Origin of the sequence: Nitratireductor rhodophyticola (genome assembly GCF_019891355.1) — a bacterium.
Taxonomy (GTDB): Bacteria; Pseudomonadota; Alphaproteobacteria; order Rhizobiales; family Rhizobiaceae; genus Nitratireductor; species Nitratireductor rhodophyticola.
Window position 1 is genome coordinate 1,065,791 of record NZ_JAHSSF010000002.1, and the last position, 15,636, is coordinate 1,081,426.

Here is a 15,636-nt window from a genome sequence, read left to right on the forward strand (position 1 = left end):
CCGCGCGGCCCGGCCTTCATTTTTCAATAATCGAGATATGGCGCGGCGGTCCAGAGCGGGCCGTTGCGCTCTTCGTCTTTCAGGCTGGTGGAGCCGAAATGATAGCGAAACCCTGCCACGATGCCGTGAGACGTCATATCCTCGCTATGGGTTTCGCCCGATGTCAGCGAGGAGGAACGGTAGCGATATCCGCCAAAGGCAGTGATTGGTCTGTTCGAGAGCCGATAGTTGGCGGCCGTAGACACGGAGTAGGTCTTCAGCGCCGCATCGTCGCTCAGCAATTGCTCAAATCCGGCATCCAGATCGAAACGCAGATTGTCTGTGTGATAATAGCGTGCGCCGATAAGGCCGTTGAGCTTGGACGCATCCTGCTCTTCCAGACGTCCCTTGCCCAGGCCCACCTGGCCCAGAACCGTCGACTGGCTGAGAAAAACCGCACCTTCCAGCCCGGCTGACGTTTCCATGGGCCCAAGTGACAGGGTCGCGGCGGATAGCCGCTCATATTGTGCGTAGAGACCGACTGCGTACCGGTCTTCCCTACGATAATAGGCATGCGCTCCGAAATCCATGGTCTGGTCGGAAAGGTCTTCGAACTTTAGTTTTGCGAACTGGCCGTCGAGCTGGACATTCCAGCGCTCCCTGACTGGCAGGTTGACCGCTCCGCGTAGTGCCCAGCCGCTGCTTTTGCCAGAATCTTCATCCAGGCTCGCCTTACCCAGGGCAGAGTTCACTTCAATGAAGCCGGAAAACCGCGGTCCGAATTTGAGCAGCAAGGGTGCGTTTTCCACGCTGGGTGGCACAGGCGGACCGCCGATCACCAGATCAGCGCCGACCGCGGCTCTTGGTCCAAAAATGAGGAAAGGTAACAGAAAAATCAGGCGCCCCCCGGAACTGACGCGAACAAACATGCTCGACTCCGGGACGTTGTTGAGATGCGCCACTTTGCGCCAACAGCGTTAATGCGGCCTTAATTCGTGTCCACTTGGAGTCTCAGACTGCTTCTTCCAGCTTGAGTTTGATGGCCAGGAAATCATGCCAGGCGAGCTTCTTGTGTGCCGGGTTGCGCAGGAGATAGGCCGGGTGCAGCGTCGGCATCGTTGGGACTTCGAGGCCTGACGGGGTCCTGTGCACGGCCCAGTTGCCACGCATCCGCATGATGCCGGTCTGCGTATTCAGGAGTAGCTTGGTAGAAGGGTTCCCGAGCGTCACGAGAATTTTGGGTGAAACAAGCTCGATGTGCCGTTCGATGAACGGGCGACAGATTTCCGTCTCCAGAGGGGAGGGGTCCCGGTTCCCCGGCGGCCGCCACGGGATCACGTTGGAGATATAGACGGACGAGCGGTCGAGCCCGATCGACGCCAGCATCCGGTCGAGCAGCTTGCCGGAGCGGCCGACGAAGGGCAGGCCCTGAATATCCTCGTCGCGGCCCGGCGCTTCGCCGACGAACATCACGCCGGCCTGCGGGTTGCCATCGGCAAAAACGGTGTTTTTTGCCGTTGTCTTCAGGTTGCAGCCGTCAAAGGCGGAAAGCTGCTCGCGCAGAACCTCCAGGCTTTCGGCGCTTTTCGCTATCTCGCGCGCCCGTGCGGCCTGCGCATCGTCCGGAATCGCTGCTCTGGCTGCAGCGGGAGCGGCTGGCCGGGCCTGCGGGGCCGCAATCGCCTTCTGCTGTACAGGCTGGCGCTGGGCAGCCCTTTTCTCGGCTTCTGTGCGTGTTTCCTCGAACCGGTCCGCCGCTTCCTCCAGAAGGGGCTCATCCACGCCGGCATCGGCGTAGAAGGTCAGCAGCTCCCTTAGTCCAGCGGAATCCATCGCGTCCGAAATCCTGATTGTCGGCATATGTTGAAAGAGGCACTTTCTCTTTCTTTGCCCGCGGTTGCAAGTTCAGGAAGCGGGAATGCGCGGGTCCTGCACCAGATAAAACACCGGCTTCGGCGTCAGGTCGGTGATCAGGAGCCGAAATGTCACCGAATGGCCCGCATCGACCGTGCCTGACTGAAACAGAAGCCGGTCATAGGGCTCGAATTTACGGTCGTGGGTGGCAAAGGCGCTGGAGCCGATCTGGGTGGAGCCGACGTTCCTTTGATCGAAAGAGAGGCCGTCCCCGTAGACGCTCGAGATGCCGCGCAGTTCCTGCAGTTCAAACTCAAACTCTACCCAGGGCAGGTTGCTTGCATTGAGCGTCTCGATTTCGATGAACAGGTAGCCGGCGCCGGCCCGTTCGTCATAGGCGTAACGCGGAACCGCCCCGGTGGTGCGGATAACCAGCACCACGGCAGAGGCCGTGTAAAGCTCCTGCCTCAGGAGCACGGGATCGCTGCGCGAGCCTGTCCCCGAAACCGCCTGGATGCGGAACCCGCCAAGCTCATCGGAAAAGGAATATTGTCCAGCCTGCCAGCGTCCGTCGTCTCCCGGCCCTGCGCCCAGAAGGGCTGCAGGCAGGAGGACTGCTGCTATGGACATGGCACGGGGCAGGACGTCACCTCCCTTCCTGACCCCAGTATACCGCCGTTTCGTGTTCTGGAGAAACGGGAAAGCTGGTGGCTTCAGCCGCCCACCTGCCAGTTGGAAATCGCCTGCGAGGGATAGACCAGCTGGAGAATGTTGAGCGTGAGATTGTCACGGATCATGACCGCCATGAAAATCTCCGTCGCAACCACCAGAAGAATGCTGAGCCAAAGGGGCGATAAGCGCGCGACGAAAAAGCCGACGATGGTGGCAAACGTGTCCGAGAGCGAGTTGATCACGCTGTCTCCGTAATAACCCTCGGCGAGCGCCGATTCCCGGTAGCGGTTGATCACCATGGGCGTGTTCTCGGCCATTTCCCACGCGGCTTCGAGTCCTACGGCCAGTGCAAGGCGATAGCCAATCGGCATGCGCGGCGCGACAAGCCAGATGAGCCCATAGAAAAGCAGTCCATGCAGGAAGTGGGAATAGGTGTACCAGTCACCGATGTGCTGGGAGGTTTCAGGCCCCGACGGATCCGAATACCAGAGCTTCACCGTCCCGCAGTCGCAGATCGTCGTCTGCCCCATGATCTTCAGGAAAAGCGCCTGAATGGCAAGGATCGCAAGCACGCAGAAAGCGGTCACGGCAACGGGTCTTTGCCTGTACGCCGCCAATAGCCTGTTTTCACTCATAGCCACTTCCTTCACGGTAGATGACACCCCACCGCTTTGATGTGGCGCATTGTTTGACCGGTTCCTCAGGAAAAATGCGGGACTTTGCTGTCATGCACTCACCCTCATGGTGAGCCCGTCGAACCACAAACCGCGCACAACAAAGTCGCCTCAAGATCGAACACGGTCGAACTGGGCATGCGCCGTGTTGCTGCCCATGTCCCGCACCCTCCATCGTGAAACGGGCTGAAACTGCGCGGATTCGACCCGGGAGGCAAACAGGAATTGCCTGCGCGCCCGTTCTAATTTATTTACGTTTACGTTAAAGTAATATCAGTTGGCGTCAAACAGGAATGGATTGATGCAACATCTCCGGTTTCGACAGGCGCGCGGATGCGCTATAGCCCGGCGTTGAAACCGTTATGCGGGACTGATGGGTATCCGGATCGCGCCGGCACGAAACGAGAGCAGGGGCGCGCGAGAGAAAAAGACTGCGGAGGGTGGAATGAGCGAAGTGGAACGCGAAAGCATGGAATTCGATGTGGTCATCGTCGGCGCAGGTCCGGCGGGGCTGGCCGCGTCCATCCGGCTCAAGCAGTTGAACCCGGAGCTTTCCGTCGTCGTTCTCGAAAAGGGTGGTGAAGTCGGTGCGCACATCCTGTCGGGTGCCGTCGTCGATCCCATCGGCATCGACCGGCTTCTGCCGGAGTGGCGCGACGATCCCGATCACCCGTTCAAGACACCCGTCACCGACGATCAGTTTCTGGTTCTCGGGCCGGCGGGCTCCATGCGCATTCCCAATTTTCTGATGCCGCCGCTGATGAACAATCACGGCAATTATGCCGTATCGCTCGGCAATGTCTGCCGCTGGCTTGCAGGCTATGCCGAGGGGCTGGGCGTTGAAATCTATCCGGGCTTTGCCGCCGCCGAGGTGCTTTATAACGACGACGGTGCCGTGATTGGCGTCGCCACCGGCGATATGGGTGTCGAGCGGGATGGCTCGCACGGTCCCAACTATCAGCCTGGCATGGCGCTTTTGGGCAAATATGTCCTGATCGGCGAGGGCGTGCGCGGTTCGCTCGCCAAGCAGCTCATTGAGAAATTCGGCCTTTCCGAGGATCGCGAACCCCAGAAATTCGGCATCGGCCTGAAAGAACTCTGGGAGGTGAAGCCGGAGAGCCACAGGTCGGGTCTCGTCCAGCATTCCTTCGGCTGGCCGCTCGACATGAAAACCGGCGGTGGCTCCTTCCTCTATCATCTGGAAAACAATCAGGTGGCGGTCGGTTTCGTGGTTCACCTGAACTACAAAAACCCGTTCCTCTCACCCTTCCAGGAATTCCAGCGTTTCAAGACGCATCCCGCGATCAGCAAGACGTTTGAAGGTGGCAAGCGCATCTCCTATGGCGCCCGCGCCATCACTGAAGGCGGCTATCAGTCGGTGCCAAAACTCGTCTTTCCGGGTGGTGCGCTCATCGGGTGCTCGGCAGGCTTCGTCAATGTCCCGCGCATCAAGGGGTCTCACAATGCAGTCCTCTCGGGCATGCTCGCCGCCGAGCATGTCGTGGAAGCGCTGGGCGAGGGGCGTGGCAATGACACACTTGAAGGCTATGAGGCCGCCTGGCGCGCCTCGGACATTGGCAAGGACCTGAAGAAGGTGCGCAACGTCAAGCCGCTCTGGTCGCGCTTCGGCACGCTTCTGGGCGTCGGCATTGGCGGCTTCGACATGTGGATGAACTCGCTGTTCGGCTTCTCGCTGTTCGGCACCCTGAAACATGGCAAGACCGACGCGGCATCGCTGGAGCCGGCCGCAAAGCACAAGCCGATAGACTATCCGAAACCCGACGGTGTGCTCACCTTCGACCGTCTTTCCTCCGTATTCCTGTCCAACACCAATCACGAGGAGGAGCAGCCGGTTCATCTTCAGGTGAAGGACATGGAGCTGCAGAAGACGTCGGAATATGCCGTCTATGCCGGCCCGTCCTCGCGCTATTGCCCAGCCGGCGTCTATGAATGGGTGGATGCTGACGGCAACGCGCTCACCGATGGCAGCGATGTGGCCGATGCCCGCTTCGTCATCAACGCGCAGAACTGCGTCCACTGCAAGACCTGCGACATCAAGGACCCCAACCAGAACATCAACTGGGTGCCGCCGCAGGGCGGTGAGGGGCCCGTCTATACCGGGATGTAACGCCATTGTCCGAGCCCGAACCCGAAAGCGGAACCACCAGCCCCATCGATGAAGAGGCGCTGGCCGAGGCCTATAACCGCGCCCTTGCGCTCGAAAAGGCCGGCGACCTCGACGCTGCCGCTGCCGCTTATCGGGAGGTGCTCGCTCTTGACCCTGCCGACCATGGCGGTGCCGCGGTGCGGCTTGCCTCGATGGGACGGGGCGAGACGCCGGCGCGCGCATCGGAGGCCTATGTGGCGACGCTGTTCGACCAGCACGCCGGCGCGTTTGAGAGCATTCTGGTCGACCAGCTTGGCTACGACGTGCCGGCACTGACCCGCAGGGCGCTGGATGAGGTGGCGCCGGGGCCCTTCCACCGCATGCTGGATCTCGGTTGTGGAACGGGGCTTGCCGGAGAGGTTCTGCGCGACATCGCGGACCACATCACCGGCATCGATCTTTCGGAGACCATGATTGAGGTCACCGACGAGAAAGAGGTCTACGACGCGCTCTATGTGGGCGATGCGGTGGACTTTCTCCATCACGCGGATGTCGAACCCTTCGATCTGATCACCGCGACCGATGTTTTGCCCTATCTCGGCGATCTGGATGCGTTCTTCGCCGGCGCGGCGGAGCTATCCGTGGACGGCGCGGTTCTCGCGTTTTCAAGCGAGACCCTGCCGGACGAGGTGCTCGCCGGGCGCGCCTTCATGGTCGGGCCGCATCAGCGCTTCGCCCATTCCGAGACCTATCTCGCCGAAATGCTCGCCAGGCACGGCTTTGCGGGGCTCGCCATCGGCGGCATTGTGGTGCGGCATGAAATGGGAAAGCCGGTTCCCGGCCATCTGGTCATCGCGCGCAGGAAGCCGGCCGATTAGGGGCAGGACCTATTAATATGGCCACAATGGCGTTCGATAGACCAAGAGATGCAAGGAAAAGCCCGCAGAGCGGGGCCTTTCCCCCGGTCAAGGGGTTTGACGCGGCAGGTCGCCGGTCTATCGAGCGTCCTTAGGATCGGCCTGATCAGCACGGGCTACTTTGTCACAAGGCCTTGAAAGACATGAAGTCTTCCTGCGGCCTTGCTTCGCGTATCCGCACAGATCAGGCCGACCATTGCGGCCATATTAGTAGGTCCTGACCCTAGTTTCCGTTTCTGGCGAGCTTCACTTCGATCACCTCGGCCGGCTCATCGTCGGGCATGATGCCGAACTCAAACAGAACGGGCAGGTGATCGGACCCCACATCCTCCAGCCGCTCGACCGAAAATGGCACGATCCGGCCCTTGGTGAACAGATTGTCGATCGGCAACCCCACGAGTCGGCGGAGGCTCTCGGGCACGATCGGTTTCATCCATGTGGGACCGACCCCCGGCAAGAGATCCAGCCGCCCGGCTGCCGCCACACGGTGGGCCGTCACGCTCCATGGGGTTGCGTTCAGGTCGCCGGCCAGAATGGCGGTATCGGGAAGGCGTTCAAGTACGGGCGCCACACGCCCCACCTGTCGATGCTGTTCAAAGGGCCAGGGCCAGCCCAGATGCAGCGTGCCGATCTCCACCGCATCCGCGCCAAGCCGAACCGTCGCCACGGCCATCGAGCCGCGGTCATAGCAGGCAAAGGCGGACGGGTCGGCAAAGGGCCGGCGCGAGAGAATGGCAACCCCGCCGATGCGCGCCGGCGGCGGGCAGATCACGCGATAGGGATACGCCGCTTCGAGAAACTTCAGCTCTTCCACCCACATGCGCGAGACTTCGTTCAGCGTGATGATGTCGGGCTTGGTGCGGCCGATCAGTGAAAAGACCTGCTTGGGGGTGGCGTTGTCGTATCTGAGGTTAAGCTGAAGGAGCCGGTAGCGCGCGGCAGGCGAATCCGTCGTTTCGGCTTTTGCCGAGCCGGTGGACGCCTGAACGGGAAGCAGCGTTGCGCTCAGCGTTGCGATGCCAAGCACGGTTCCCGCCGCACCGATCTGACGCCAGCCTTTCACAAAGAGCAGCGGTGCGGCCAGAAGAGCGATCAGCACGGCAAGGTGAATGCGAAAATGCGCCATGGAATCGAGGGCAGGGTGCAGCCTGCCCCAGAAACCGGCGACCAGCGGAAAAGACACCAGAACCACGCCGATGGCCAGAAAGGCCGGCAGCATTGATGCGATTCTCGGTCTCTTCATTGCCTCGCGCCCATTGTTTCCGTCTCGATGCAGCAGCGCCTAACCGCATTTTCGGGCTATTGGAAGGCGGTCTCGAAAAAGCTCCGCAACTTGCGCGAATGCAGCCGTTCCGGCGGCATGGCCGCGAGTTTCTCTACCGCCCGCATGCCGATCTTGAGATGTTGCGAAACCTGCCTCTTGTAGAAATCGGTGGCCATGCCCGGCAGCTTCAGCTCACCGTGCAGCGGTTTGTCCGAAACGCACAACAGCGTGCCATAGGGGACGCGAAAGCGGAAACCGTTGGCGGCAATCGTGGCCGATTCCATGTCGAGCGCGATGGCGCGGGATTGTGAGAGGCGCTGCACCGGTCCGCGCTGTTCGCGCAGTTCCCAGTTGCGGTTGTCGATGGTGGCGACCGTGCCGGTGCGCATGATGCGCTTTAATTCATAGCCGGAAAGCCCGGTGATCTCAGCGACCGCTTCCTGAAGCGCCACCTGCACCTCCGCCAGCGCCGGCAGCGGCACCCAGACGGGCAGGTCGTCGTCAAGCACATGGTCTTCGCGCACATAGGCATGTGCCAGTACATAGTCGCCGAGCGCCTGCGTGTTCCTCAGGCCCGCGCAATGGCCGAGCATCAGCCAGGCATGCGGGCGCAGCACCGCCACATGGTCGGTGATCGTCTTGGCGTTGGAGGGGCCGACACCGATGTTCACCATGGTGATGCCCGCATGGCCTTCACGCGTCAGGTGATAGGCCGGCATCTGCGGCAGGCGGGCAGGGGCGCTGGCGGACGGGCTCGTCTCGCCGGCCTTTGTGACGATATTGCCCGGCTCCACGAAGGAGGTGTAGCCGTTTCCGCCCTCGGCCATCATCTCGCGGGCAAGCGCGCAGAACTCGTCGATATAGAACTGGTAGTTCGTAAAGAGCACGAAGTTCTGAAAGTGCGCCGGTGCGGTGGCGGTATAATGCGAAAGCCGGTGCAGCGAATAGTCGACCCGCTGTGCGGTAAAGGGCGCGAGCGGCAGCGGTTCGCCGGGCGGGGCCTCATGCGTGCCGTTGACGATATGGTCGTCCGTGGCGTTGAGGTCCGGCACATCGAAAAGATCGCGCAGCGGCCGTTTCAGCCGGTCGGCTATCGAGCCCTCCACATAAGTGTCCTGGAGGAACGCAAAGTGGAGCGGTATCGGTGTTTCCGATTCGGAGACGGTGATGGGGACGCCGTGATTGCGGATGACCAGGCTCAGTTGATCGATCAGATAGTCGTCGAAAAGGTCGGGCCGCGTGATCGTCGTGGCATAGACGCCGGGCGCCGCCACATGGCCATAGGCAAGCCGCGTATCGATCTGGGCATAGGAGCCGGTGGCGAGGCTGACTTCGGGATAGAATGCGCGAAAGCGGCGGTCGCTCTCGCCGTCTTTGGCCACCTGCGCAAAGGCATCGCGCAGGAATGCGGTGTTGCGCTCATAGAGCGCCTTCAATGCCGCAACGGCTTCGCGGGCATCGGTAAAGCTTTTCCGGGCAAAGGGCTCGGGGCTCGAAATCGTCTGAATGGGCTGAGGGTATATTCTATGTTCCATGGCCTTTTATATGGATATTCTTTTTCTTCTCAAGGCCCGACCCGATCTAACGCGAGCGTTTCAGGCTGACCATCAGGACGAGGCCGGCGCCGCTCGAGCGTTCATAATCCCCTTCGATGATGTTTTCATTACCGGCACGGACGTTCTGGACCGCAAGCAGCGGTGAGCCGATCAGGGCAGCAAACATCAATCCCCGGGCCATATGTGTGATCGTCCGCATCGTCTTGTTCCTCAACTCGTTTCGCTCAGCGCAGCGCCGTTCTGCCGCAAAGGGCGGCCTGCTCCGCGGAGCAGGAGAACGGCCGATTGTCCTGCCAGGGATCGGAAGGCCTGCCGGCCTCTGCGACCAGTATGGCGAGCCCCATGCCGAAGAGGGCGGTGATCAGGCAGACAATTGAAAAGCGGCGCATCAACATTGGTTCGTCCTCAGTGTCGCCATCACTGTGGCAGACGCGGACTGAACCGAGACTGAGAGGGACATTCATCCAGGGTTCAGCAGTGTTAACACCCCCATTATGGGCGGATAACGGATCGTTTATCGGAGAGCGCGTTGCAAAGTGCGCAGATGGTGCTTACCTGCCCGGGTATCGCCGCGATCCTCCCCCGACCGCGCGGCGCCCAACACCTGGAGGCAACGACACATGACCACCCAGACCAAGCCGATTGAGCTTCACTACTGGCCGACGCCCAACGGCTGGAAAATCACCATTTTTCTTGAGGAAACCGGGCTGCCTTACGATGTGCACTTTGTGAACATCGGCAAGGGCGAGCAGTTCGAGCCTTCCTTCCTCAAGATCGCGCCGAACAACCGCATGCCGGCCATTGTGGACCCTGAAGGTCCGGGTGGTGAGCCCATTTCCGTGTTCGAATCCGGTGCCATCCTTCAGTATCTCGGCCGCAAGACGGGAAAGTACTATCCCACCGACGAGCGTGCCCGCGTTGAAGTCGACCAGTGGCTGTTCTGGCAGATGGGTGGTCTCGGCCCGATGGCCGGCCAGGCGCATCACTTCCGCAATTACGCGCCGGAAAAGATTCCCTACGGCATCGAGCGCTACACCAATGAGGTCAACCGCCTCTACGGCGTCATGAACAAGCGCCTCGCAGACCGGCCGTTCCTCGCCGGCGATGACTACACCATTGCCGACATGGCGAGCGTTGGCTGGGTGAAGCCCTATGAGCAGCAGGGACAGGATCTCAACGATTTCCCCAACCTCAAGCGCTGGTTCGAGACCATCATGGCGCGGCCGGCGGTCGTGCGCGCGCTGGAGGTCGGTCAGGAGCATCGCCGCAATATCGCTGAGGACAAGGAAGCCCAGAAAGTTCTCTTCGGGCAGCGCGCCAGCTGACGTCAGCCCCGAACGTTTCAGGCAGGGCGGGTGTCCTTCGGGCGCCCGCCCTGCTTCTTTTGTCTATCCGAGGCGTATCAGCAGGATGGCCAGGATGAGAATGCCCACGCCCAGCCAACTCGTCAGGTTGAGGCGGTGGCCGAAGACGAGCCGGACGGCCAGCGCCGTCCCGAGGATCGAAAGCACGCCCCACACCGCATAGGCGATAAAGAGGTCCATGCCGGTGACGGCCAGCGCCAGAAGCGCGAAGGCCGCCATGATGAGCAGGACGGCAGCGGTTCCCCAGCCTCTGCGTGCGAAACCGTTCGACTTCTCCAGCGCCAGATTGGCGAGAATGTCGAGCGCCACCGATCCCAGGACATAACCCATATAGATGCTCATCGTGTCTCACCCTGCTGGTGGTGGCCATAGTTGATCACAGCGATCCCGAGCAGCGCCACACCGATGCCGATGCCCTGAACCCGGGAGATCGTTTCGTCGAGGAGGTAGAGGGAGGTGAGGGCGATCAGGACCATGCCGAACCCTTCCCAGAACGCATTGGCGAGCGCGACCGGTATGCGCAGTGTTGCGCGTCCCAGAAAGAGATAGGCGATGCCGATCATCGCGATCGCCGCCAGCGTTCCCTGAAGAAGCGCGCCGCCGGATACCAGGAGTTTCATGAGTGTGGTCCCGACCACTTCTGCAAAGACCGCAGCGATCAGATAGAACCAGTGCAATTTCGACCTCATACTGTCAGATCAAGTTTTATGTCACTCGATTGAGATATCTGCCCAATTGCCGTATGGAAAATCGCTGAGCGACAGGATTTTTGACGAAGAAGCTTTGCCGTGAGACTGGATTATCTGGAGTATTTCGTGGCTGCGGCGCGCGCGGGCTCCATCTCGGGTGCCGCGCTCCAGCTTGGGCGCAACCGTTCCACGGTCAGTATGGCAATCGCCGCGCTGGAGGATGAGCTTGGCGCCGCGTTGTTCGTGCGGCGCGGCAACAGCCTTGCTCTCTCGCCGGTCGGCGAGCACATTCTGGATGACTGTGCCCGCATCATCGCGTTGTCCAACAGCATCATCGAGCGCTGCGCGCGCGGTGGTGAGACTGCAGGCCGGGAACTGAGGATCGGGCGCGACGATGTCTTGTCGGAGAACTTTTGGCGCCATGTGATCCGGGCCATTCGCCGGGCGCGGCCGGACGTGCGCCTCAGCATGCGCTATGCGGAAAGCGATGTGCTTCCTGAACTGGTGCGCGAAGGGCAACTCGATATCGCCTATTTCATTGCTTCGGGCCGGGCCGGCCCGGCATCCGGGCTCTATAGTCGTGTCATTGCGCGGATTGGCATGCGCATGATGGTGGCCCGGGGCCATCCGCTTCATTCCATGAGCTACGTCGCCGACGATGATCTCGCCATCCTGCCGCAGATCACCTATCTCGACAGCACGCAGCGCGAACGCTTTCACCTCGACGCCATGGGCAGCGAGCGCATCGCGCTCAGCAGCTTCGAGCTTGGCAAGGATGCGATCTGCGATGGGCTGGGCTGGGGCTACGTGCCCGAATCCCTGTTGTCGGAAGAAGACGATGCGCAGCTAGGACAGATCAGTCACGGCCTGGGTGCAGCCTGGTATCCGTATTTCGTCTGCAGCCGCGAGCCGCTTGCCGTCGGGGGCAGGGCCGAAGCCGCGCTGCAATCATGCGCACACGAAATCATTCTCACAGATGCGCAGCGAAGGTCTGATCGCAGATTGAGTCCCCACGCCTTCCGCAGGGAGGACAGGCGTGGAAGGGCTCTGACCCTGGAACATCGGACCGAAAAGTGGAATCCGGTTTTCGGATTGTTCCGATGCTCCACCAATCGTTCAGATCGTTCTTTGTGCGTCCGGATGGACGCACGCCGGTCTAGAGACGCGACCAGGTCTGGTTGCGGCAGATCAGGCCGCCGAGCACGCAGCCTCCCATCTTCAGGCTGTTGCCGGAGAGCGTGCCCTTGCCGGAATAGGTCTTGTCGTTGGCCGGATCGGTGATCTTGCCCGTATACTTGCTGCTGCCGGCAGCCTGAAACGTGCCGATTTTCTTGCCGGCGTGCTTGCCGCTTTTCAGCGTGATGCAATAGGAGCCGCCACAGGGCGCAATCTGTGCCGTCGCGCCGGATTCCGTCTTCCAGTTGCCCTCGATGGGGTCGGCCATGGCAACGCCACAAGCCAGAAGCAGCGCGGCACCGCTCAAAACAACTCTGCCAATCATCAGTCTTCCTCCCAATGATGTTGCGGGCACAGCTTACGCAAACGTAAACGTAATACAACCGATTTTTGTGGTGGCAGGCCGCAACCGTGGCAAAAGCTGAAGCAGTGTGGACGGTGCCCGCAGTATCGCCGCCGCGCCATGGCGTGCGCTCTTCAAGCTTTCCGCCCGTGGGGCGAGAGACTGAACAGCGGCATTCGCACGAATGCAGTGGGAAACGGCGCAGAACGCCCGTAGCCGACCCGGTTTTCTGCCCATCGCAAGGGACGAAACCGCACCGCGCACAATTAGAATTTTCAGAAAATTGTCTCTTCAAGCGTGCGGCGTGGTTAACGAAATCTTGCAAACGGCGTTAACGAATTCGCCTGGCTTCCACCACTGAAATCCCGATGCCCTGCGGGTTTGCGATGCTTAACAAAATCAGACATTTACTGAAAATTTGAACTTTGTTTTCTTCTAATTAAGCACAAGATTTAACGGCGATTTCAGCCGCACCCTGCATTCTCGAAAGCATCGAAGGGCTGGCCCGGAAGGGCAAGAACAAAGGCTCTCGGGAGAAAAACAGGGATCTTGGATTATGGCACGTTACGACGTTCAGGAAGCAGGCTTCGGTACGGCTGGTTCGTCCACCCAGGCCGACGTGCTGTTTCAACTTGGAATGATGTATGCGACCGGCCGCGACTGCGATGTCGATCTGGTGGCCGCGCACAAATGGTTCAACATTGCAGCCATCAAGGGCTCTGAGCGCGCTGCGGAGCTGCGCTCGGAACTGGCCGCCGGCATGTCCAAGCCGGAATTGGCCAGGGCGCTGCGCGATGCCCGTGAATGGATGACGATGCACTGATGCGGGGGGCGGAACGTTCAGGATCCGGTCTGAAACGGGCCGGGTCCTGAACGCAGGGCGCCTTTACGCTTGCGCGAGTCTACTCTGCTTCCTGAAAGCGGACGAGCATCGCGCCGTCATTGACCTGCAGACCTTCGGTCGCGATTTCAGCGACGACGCCGTCATGCGGCGCTGTGATGGTGTGCTCCATCTTCATCGCTTCGAGCACCAGTAGCGGCTGACCCTTCTGGACCGTCTCGTTGACCGAAGCGCGCACCAGCTTCACCAGCCCGGGCATCGGAGCTCTGAGCCGGTCGCCGCTGCCGCTTTCCTCGGCTGCCTGCAGCCGGTCTGGCACCTTGAGCGTCAGCGCATCCGCGCCCTCGAACACCGTGATGTGGCCTGGCCATGAGGCGAACCGAGTGGGGTCGTCGCGGCGTACGATGATTGGCCGACTGGCTTCATCGTCACCAAGGTGAATTGCCAGCGCGCCATCGGCCTGCGCCGCCACGCGGGCTTCCACCGCCTCTTCACCGTTTACCAGCGTCCGTTTGTGAAGGAGCGGCCCGAAATGGCCGTAACCCGAAATTGTGGAAAACGGATCGGATGTATCTTCTGAAGATGCGGCTCCGCTCGTTGCTGCGATGGCTGCCGCAAGATGCCGCGCCTTAAGAGGGGCAGTTTTGGTCAGAACGTCCTGCTTGCGTCCGATCAAGCCGGTCTCCAGCCGCCCGGCAGAGAAATCATCGTCGCGCAGAAGCCGTGTCAGGAAGCCGAGATTGACGGTCGAGCCGGCGATCTCGGTCTTCTCGAGCGCACCGGCGAGCCCCTCAATCGCCTCCTCCCGTGTGGGCGCATGGACGATCAGCTTGGCGATCATGGGATCGTAGAACGGGGTTATGGCATCCTTTTCCGCAACGCCGGCATCAATGCGCAATCGTGCGGCTTCGATGTTATCGGGAAACCGCAAATGGTGCAGCGTCCCGGTTGCCGGCAGGAAGTCACGCGTTGCATCCTCGGCGTAGAGCCGGGCTTCCACCGCATGGCCGCTCGCAGTGATTTCGTCCTGTGTGCGTGGCAGGGGCTCGCCCGCCGCCACCCGCAATTGCCATTCGACCAGGTCGACACCCGTAATCATCTCCGTCACTGGATGTTCCACCTGAAGCCGCGTGTTCATCTCCATGAACCAGAACCGGTCCGGCCGCAGTCCTTCCGATGCGTCGACGATGAACTCGATCGTGCCGGCACCGCTGTAGGAAATGGCCCGGGCGGCCTTCACGGCGGCCTCGGTCATCGCCGCCCGCGTTTCTTCGTTCATGCCGGGCGCGGGGGCTTCCTCGATCACCTTCTGATGACGGCGCTGGGCCGAGCAGTCGCGTTCGAAGAGATGGACGGCATTTCCGTGGCTGTCGCCAAAAACCTGCACCTCGATGTGCCGGGGTGTCTGGATATACTTTTCGACCAGCACGCGCTCATCGCCGAAGGCAGCCTTTGCTTCCCTTTGGGCCGCGGCCAGAGCATCCGGGAACGCATCGGGATCGGACACCAGACGCATGCCCTTGCCGCCGCCGCCCGCCCGCGCCTTGATCAGAACCGGATAGCCGATTTCATTGGCCTTGGAAGCGAGCGCGACAAGCGCCTGCGTATCGCCGTGATAGCCGGGAACGACCGGCACTCCCGCTTTTTCCATCAGCCGTTTTGCGGCGTCTTTCAGTCCCATTGCGCGAATGGCCTGCGACGACGGGCCGACAAAGATCAGGCCGGCGTCCTCCACCTTCTCGACGAAGTCGGGATTCTCCGAGAGAAAGCCATAGCCCGGGTGGATGGCCTGCGCTGCGGTTTCAAGCGCGGCAGCGATAATTCTGTCGCCATCGAGATAGCTCTCGGACGCCGGAGCCGGGCCGATGCACACCGCCTGATCGGCCATGCGCACATGCAGCGCGTCCCGATCCGCATCGGAATAGACCGCGACCGTGGCGATCCCCAGGCGCCTGGCGGTTCGGATGATCCGGACAGCAATTTCCCCTCGATTGGCGATCAGAATCTTTTCAAACATGCAGAGCGTTCCTCCTACGAAGCAGGGACACCATAATGCGTTGAGCGTGTTTTGTGGCGGGAAATCTGCTTGGGCCATCATTCATTCCGCAGGAACCGATGCCGCATGTGGTTGCCTGTAAGTTCCACGGCATGGAACCGCATTGAAGCCTGTCAGTTTAGCGGCGCTGCATGTCGGGGGACG

16 protein-coding genes and 1 pseudogene are annotated in these 15,636 nt (G+C 61.0%); 5 read left to right on the plus strand and 12 right to left on the minus strand.

All coding sequences use genetic code 11. The features are described from left to right. Positions 1-23 precede the first annotated feature (23 nt). The 4 genes from KUG85_RS10675 to KUG85_RS10690 all read right to left on the minus strand — a co-directional run bounded on the left by KUG85_RS10675 (position 24) and on the right by KUG85_RS10690 (position 3,140). On the minus strand, positions 24-731 hold the full coding sequence (locus KUG85_RS10675; protein ID WP_223005150.1) for a hypothetical protein: 708 nt from the start codon (positions 729-731) through the stop codon (positions 24-26). A gap of 259 nt (positions 732-990) precedes the next feature. Continuing rightward, positions 991-1,812: a uracil-DNA glycosylase gene (locus KUG85_RS10680; protein ID WP_223005151.1), complete on the minus strand. Its 822-nt coding sequence runs from the start codon at positions 1,810-1,812 to the stop codon at positions 991-993. A gap of 72 nt (positions 1,813-1,884) precedes the next feature. Then, entirely contained in the window at positions 1,885-2,463 is a 579-nt protein-coding gene (locus KUG85_RS10685) for a hypothetical protein (protein ID WP_223005152.1), read from the minus strand. A gap of 83 nt (positions 2,464-2,546) precedes the next feature. Beyond that, positions 2,547-3,140, minus strand: a complete 594-nt coding sequence (locus KUG85_RS10690; protein WP_255606359.1) for a DUF2585 family protein — start codon at positions 3,138-3,140, stop codon at positions 2,547-2,549. A gap of 484 nt (positions 3,141-3,624) precedes the next feature. Here KUG85_RS10690 and KUG85_RS10695 point away from each other — a divergent pair, with 484 nt between their 5' ends. Continuing rightward, positions 3,625-5,307 (plus strand): electron transfer flavoprotein-ubiquinone oxidoreductase, encoded by a 1,683-nt coding sequence (locus tag KUG85_RS10695; RefSeq protein WP_223005153.1) that lies wholly within the window; start codon positions 3,625-3,627, stop codon positions 5,305-5,307. 5 nt (positions 5,308-5,312) lie between these two features. After that, positions 5,313-6,164 (plus strand): class I SAM-dependent DNA methyltransferase, encoded by an 852-nt coding sequence (locus KUG85_RS10700; RefSeq protein ID WP_083213139.1) that lies wholly within the window; start codon positions 5,313-5,315, stop codon positions 6,162-6,164. A gap of 262 nt (positions 6,165-6,426) precedes the next feature. Here KUG85_RS10700 and KUG85_RS10705 read toward each other — a convergent pair whose 3' ends face one another. The 4 genes from KUG85_RS10705 to KUG85_RS10720 are packed head-to-tail and all read right to left on the minus strand — an operon-like array spanning position 6,427 to position 9,418. Further along, the gene (locus tag KUG85_RS10705) at positions 6,427-7,446 is read right to left on the minus strand and encodes an endonuclease/exonuclease/phosphatase family protein (protein ID WP_255606360.1); all 1,020 of its coding nucleotides are present in this window, start codon (positions 7,444-7,446) and stop codon (positions 6,427-6,429) included. A gap of 56 nt (positions 7,447-7,502) precedes the next feature. Beyond that, complete coding sequence (locus tag KUG85_RS10710; RefSeq protein ID WP_223005154.1) at positions 7,503-9,002, minus strand: AMP nucleosidase; 1,500 nt, start codon at positions 9,000-9,002, stop codon at positions 7,503-7,505. Positions 9,003-9,048: 46 nt separating this feature from the next. Next, positions 9,049-9,222, minus strand: a complete 174-nt coding sequence (locus tag KUG85_RS10715; RefSeq protein ID WP_157776520.1) for a hypothetical protein — start codon at positions 9,220-9,222, stop codon at positions 9,049-9,051. Between the two features lie 25 nt (positions 9,223-9,247). Continuing rightward, a complete protein-coding gene (locus KUG85_RS10720; protein ID WP_007008452.1) occupies positions 9,248-9,418 on the minus strand; it encodes a hypothetical protein in 171 nt (56 codons plus the stop codon). A 225-nt stretch (positions 9,419-9,643) separates the two neighbouring features. On the opposite strand from KUG85_RS10720, the gene KUG85_RS10725 reads away from it, so the two are divergent. Continuing rightward, entirely contained in the window at positions 9,644-10,348 is a 705-nt protein-coding gene (locus KUG85_RS10725) for a glutathione binding-like protein (protein ID WP_223005155.1), read from the plus strand. A gap of 63 nt (positions 10,349-10,411) precedes the next feature. Here KUG85_RS10725 and KUG85_RS10730 read toward each other — a convergent pair whose 3' ends face one another. Together KUG85_RS10730 and KUG85_RS10735 are read right to left on the minus strand one after the other, a co-directional pair. Next, positions 10,412-10,729, minus strand: coding sequence for an SMR family transporter (locus KUG85_RS10730; protein ID WP_223005156.1), 318 nt, complete (start codon positions 10,727-10,729; stop codon positions 10,412-10,414). After that, positions 10,726-11,076, minus strand: coding sequence for a DMT family transporter (locus KUG85_RS10735; RefSeq protein ID WP_065818376.1), 351 nt, complete (start codon positions 11,074-11,076; stop codon positions 10,726-10,728). The genes KUG85_RS10730 and KUG85_RS10735 overlap by 4 nt, the downstream gene beginning before the upstream one ends. 126 nt (positions 11,077-11,202) lie before the next feature. On the opposite strand from KUG85_RS10735, the pseudogene KUG85_RS10740 reads away from it, so the two are divergent. After that, positions 11,203-11,850, plus strand: a pseudogene (locus tag KUG85_RS10740) (LysR family transcriptional regulator); the annotation flags it as partial. Between the two features lie 382 nt (positions 11,851-12,232). Here the strand turns inward: KUG85_RS10740 and KUG85_RS10745 are convergent. Continuing rightward, entirely contained in the window at positions 12,233-12,577 is a 345-nt protein-coding gene (locus KUG85_RS10745; RefSeq protein ID WP_065818374.1) for a DUF2147 domain-containing protein, read from the minus strand. A gap of 574 nt (positions 12,578-13,151) precedes the next feature. Here KUG85_RS10745 and KUG85_RS10750 point away from each other — a divergent pair. After that, on the plus strand, positions 13,152-13,418 hold the full coding sequence (locus KUG85_RS10750) for an SEL1-like repeat protein (protein ID WP_007008458.1): 267 nt from the start codon (positions 13,152-13,154) through the stop codon (positions 13,416-13,418). A gap of 79 nt (positions 13,419-13,497) precedes the next feature. Here KUG85_RS10750 and KUG85_RS10755 read toward each other — a convergent pair whose 3' ends face one another. Next, a complete protein-coding gene (locus KUG85_RS10755) occupies positions 13,498-15,453 on the minus strand; it encodes an acetyl/propionyl/methylcrotonyl-CoA carboxylase subunit alpha (RefSeq protein WP_223005157.1) in 1,956 nt (651 codons plus the stop codon). Between the last annotated feature and the right edge of the window lie 183 nt (positions 15,454-15,636).